The organism is Bradyrhizobium sp. MI1.3 (assembly GCF_055811695.1).
Genome location: NZ_JBVVPQ010000163.1, coordinates 1 through 4,241 on the forward strand (window position 1 = coordinate 1; position 4,241 = coordinate 4,241).

The following is a 4,241-nucleotide window of genomic DNA, read 5'->3' on the forward strand; positions in this document are numbered from 1 at the left end:
CTCGCCGATGGTCTGAAGCGGTACGGCTATCTACTCAATCCTGGAAGCAAGGCCGGCCTTCCCATCGGCTTTCATGCCTCCGGTCCCGAAGGTTTCCAGCTTGTCGGAATGACCTGCTCGGCATGCCATACGCGCCAGATCGAAGTTGACGGCAAGGTGTATCGCGTCGACGGTGGGCCCGGGCTCGTGGACTTCTACGCGCTGCTTCGCGATTTGGACAAGGCAGTCGGTGATGTGCTTGCTAGCGACGATTCGTTTGCCTCGTTTGCTGCATCTGTTCTGCAGTCCGCAACTCCCGACATAGCCGATGTTGAGGATCTTCGCCGGCAGGTAGATAGGTGGTACTTGCGGTTTCACACGCTTATGGTGCGAGCCCTGCCCAAAAACGGCTGGGGAGTGGGCCGTCTGGATGCTGTCGGGATGATCTTCAACCGCTTATCCGGACTGGACATCGGTCCGCCCCCCGATTTCATGATCCCGGAAAACATAAAAACCGCTGATGCTCCCGTGAGATACCCATTCCTTTGGAATGCGCCGCGGCAAGACAAGACGCAATGGCCGGGATTTGCAAAGAATGGAAGTGACATCTTGGGGCTGGCCCGGAACGTCGGCGAGGTCCTAGGGGTGTTCGCTACGTTCGAGCCTAAGCGTCAGGGTGCGGTCATCAATTTCCTCAATGGCAATTCCACCAATTTCGACGGCCTAAGCGAGCTTGAGAACTTGGTGAAGCGCATCGGCCCTCCGAAATGGCCCTGGAAGATTGACGCTGCCTTAGCCATCCGGGGCAAAATGATTTTCGAAAGAGATCCCGCTGAAGGGGGATGTAGCGGCTGCCATGGCATTGAAGACGGCGAGCAGCGCTTTCCATTCATCAAAACATGGAGAACCGTGGTCCAGAACGTCGGTACGGATACACGAGAATACGATGTGCTCGCCTGGAAAGCGAAGACGGGCGTGCTGAATGGAGCGTACATTCCCTTCGCGACCGCGCCGCTCAAGGAGACCGATCAAATCCTTGACATCCTTGCAACCTCGGTCATTGGTTCGATCGCAGAACACCTGTTGGCCGGCGGTGCCTCTTCCAACGCACGGGTCGCGACGGCGTCAGATCCGGGTTCGTCGGAGACCCCGGAGTCTCTGGGGCTGGTAAGACTACCGCCGACCCTGCAGGATCTGGTAACGGCTTTCGACGCTGTCAGCACCTCGGAAGCGGTCAAAAAAGCCAAGCGGAAGGGGGCAGAAAAAGCATCTCGCGGTCGGCTCCCTCCATGGGGCGCCTACGAGGCTCGTGTTCTGCAGGGTATTTGGGCCGCCGCACCTTATCTTCATAACGGCTCGGTCCCTACCCTGGCGGAATTGCTCAAGCCATCGGGACAGCGCAAATCGCAGTTTAGCATTGGGCGGAAATACGACATTGAAAACGTTGGTCTTGCTGCCACCCAGGAACCCTTAAGCGAAACACTATCCGTCACGGATTGTAATGACATCAATTCTGGAGACAGCCGATGCGGCCACGAGTACGGGACGAGTTTGGGCGATCAAGACAAAAAGGCGCTGATCGAATACCTCAAGACGCTTTGACCCGCTGCGTCGTTTCCTCCCGCGAATTCAACAGCTGTCGGCAACGATGCGCTCGCTCGTGCCAAATTGCCTTTGGCGAGCAGCTTTCGGAGTGCAGGCTGGCCTTGAAATGAGATCATCGGCAGTTCCGCGCCTGAACTGGGCATGAGAACGAACTCATATCCCGCACGGTTTGTGCAGTTGCTTGTTGCTTAGGGGAATACCATGACACGCTTGTTTGTGCTCGTGCTCTTTACGCTCATCTCGGTGCCTGCTCACGCGCAGTTGCCGGCCCCATCTACATGGGTAAATCAAAGGGGCTCGGTTCTTTCGATCCAAACGCTAGACGCATCAACAGGGAATTTCACGGGAACGTATATCAACAACGCGACTGGATTTTCGTGCCGGGGACAGCCTTACCCTGTCGCGGGTATCGTCATGGCAAGCAAGATAGATTTCTACGTCAATTGGACGGCGCCCTCAGCTCCGAACTGCAAAACGATCACAGTTTGGAATGGCCGTGTAGCTGCCAACAATATTCCAACTAGATGGACACTGTACTACGTGGGATCGGACTGGAAGTTTCACAAAATGACTGGGCGGGACTTCTTTGCGAGGAGGTAGACCAAACCTGGGAATTCCGGCGCGAGGCTGGCTTGAAGCCCGCGCGCGCGGCATCGAAGCGCATGGGTATCAGCCGAGCGAGTGTTCATCGATGAAAGGCATCAACCATTTGATTCTCGCGGGCCGCGACCTGGAGGCAATGCGCTCGAACTATCAAGCGTTGGGATTTACGATTGTCCCGCGCGGTCAGCATCCCTTTGGGACCGGCAACTCCATCATTCAGCTACGCGGTACGTATCTCGAACTGCTTTCGGTTACAAATCCGCAGGACGTCCCCGAACATCGCGCTGGCAATTTTTCGTTTGCCGCATTCAATCGCGATTACCTCTTGAGACACGACGGCTTTTCGATGATGGTGCTCGATACTTCGGATGCGCGCGCCGATATTCAGGCTTGGCATGCAGCCGGTCTGAAAACCTTTGAGCCATTCGACTTTTCGAGAACTGGCAAGATGCCCGACGGGACGGATGTGAAGGTGGGGTTCTCCCTCGCGTTTGTGAACCATCCCGCGGCACCGTGGCTCGGCTTGTTTGCTTGCCAGCACTACCGCCCCGAGTACTACGAGCAGCCACAATATCTCAAGCATTCCAACGGTGCTTCGACTGTCCGGGACGTCTGGATTGTGGGCGAAACGGCAATGGATCTCGCTAGCTACATTCGGACGGTCACGGGTGCAAATAGCTTCAGCGAGCGCCCGGATGCTATCGCCGTTCAAACGGGCACCGGCACGATTGTGCTCGCCCGCGCGCAAGCGTTCGAAGCCGCCTTCGGCGTAACGCCGCCCCATCCCGAGGACGGCCCGCATCTCGCTGGGTTCACCGTCGCTTGCCGGGCTCTCGGCCCATTGGCGGAATTGCCTCTTGCAAAGACAGGCAACCGACATGTCCTCACGCCCGCGAACAATTTCGGTACAGCGGTTGGCTTTGTCGAGGTGGACGGGAGACAGTGATGAAATTTGTCGTCTTTGGAACAGGATGCGCCGGTGTTCAAACAGCACTTGAGCTTGAGGCTGGCGTGCATGCAGCGCTCGTGACCTTGCCCCCAAGTTTTATCCAGTCCTGAGTTCGCCCCGGCTGTTGGATTTGCCCGGTTGGGCGGTGGCAGCGGCGGAGCTGGCGCGGAGCCCTCGGCATAGCGCAGCGCCAGCTCCCGGCGCGGGTGGCAGGTGAAGGCGAACTCGGACGGCGTCTTCCATCCGAGCTGCGAGTGTGGTCGTGCCTCGTTGTAATCGGCCCGCCAGCATCCGAGCGCGACGCGGGCCTGGGCCAACGACGTGAACAGCGTCACGTTCAACAGTTCATCGCGTAGCCGGCCGTTGAAGCTTTCGATGAAGGAATTGCATGGGCTTGCCCAGCAACGCGATGTAGTGCCATGCCACGCGGCTCTGATCAGCCCATGTCAGGATGGCGTTGCTGGTGAGCTCGCTGCCGTTGTCGCTGACCACCATCTTCGGCTTGCCGCGCTCGGTCATCAGCCGGTCCAGCTCCCGCGCAACCCGGGTGCCCGAGAGCGAGGTGTCGGCCACCAGCGCCAGGCACTCGCGGGTGCAGTCGTCGACCACGGTGAGGGTACGGAAGCGGCGACCATCGGTGAGCTGATCCGATACGAAGTCGAGCGACCAGCGGTCGTTCGGCGCCATCGGCACCGTCTTCGGCGCCCGGGTCCCGATCGCCCGCTTGCGGCCGCCACGGCGGCGCACCGCAAGCTTCTCTTCCCGGTAGAGCCGGAACAGCTTCTTGTGGTTGATCACATAGCCCTCCCGTTTGAGCAGAACGTGGAGGCGCCGATAGCCAAACCGGCGGCGCTCCTGGGCGATCGCCCTCATGCGTTGGCGAAGGCCGGCATCGTCCGCCCGGATCGTCTGGTATCTCATGGTCATGCGACAGCAGCCGATGGCTTTACACGCCCGCCGTTCGCTCATCCCGAAGGCGTCTCGGAGATGGGCGACAGCTTTCCGCTTGGCCGGGGGCGTCACCATTAATGGGATGACCCGCCCCGTCCTCTCAGTCAGACTGAGTTGGCTTTTGAAAGGAGGAAGCAATGAGGACACGGAACAA

At 58.9% G+C, this 4,241-nt stretch carries 3 protein-coding genes and 1 pseudogene; 3 read left to right on the forward strand and 1 reads right to left on the reverse strand.

All coding sequences use genetic code 11. The features are described 5' to 3' along the window. From AC0L3A_RS40105 to AC0L3A_RS40115, 3 genes are all read left to right on the forward strand, one after another. A partial coding sequence (locus tag AC0L3A_RS40105) for a di-heme-cytochrome C peroxidase (RefSeq protein WP_473256509.1) occupies positions 1–1,581 on the forward strand: 1,581 nt, incomplete at its 5' end. Between the two features lie 204 nt (positions 1,582–1,785). After that, positions 1,786–2,184 carry an avidin/streptavidin family protein gene (locus tag AC0L3A_RS40110; RefSeq protein WP_473256510.1) on the forward strand — a complete coding sequence of 133 codons (399 nt, stop codon included), beginning with the start codon at positions 1,786–1,788 and terminating at the stop codon, positions 2,182–2,184. 91 nt (positions 2,185–2,275) lie between these two features. Next, entirely contained in the window at positions 2,276–3,133 is an 858-nt protein-coding gene (locus tag AC0L3A_RS40115) for a VOC family protein (protein ID WP_473256511.1), read from the forward strand. Between the two features lie 99 nt (positions 3,134–3,232). Here AC0L3A_RS40115 and AC0L3A_RS40120 read toward each other — a convergent pair. Beyond that, positions 3,233–4,162, reverse strand: a pseudogene (locus tag AC0L3A_RS40120) (IS3 family transposase); the annotation flags it as partial. Positions 4,163–4,241 lie beyond the last annotated feature (79 nt).

Coding starts and splice junctions, on each gene's coding strand:
- AC0L3A_RS40115 (WP_473256511.1), top strand. CDS start 2,276: ATGAAAGGCATCAACCATTTGATTCTCGCGGGCCGCGACCTGGAGGCA.
- AC0L3A_RS40110 (WP_473256510.1), top strand. CDS start 1,786: ATGACACGCTTGTTTGTGCTCGTGCTCTTTACGCTCATCTCGGTGCCT.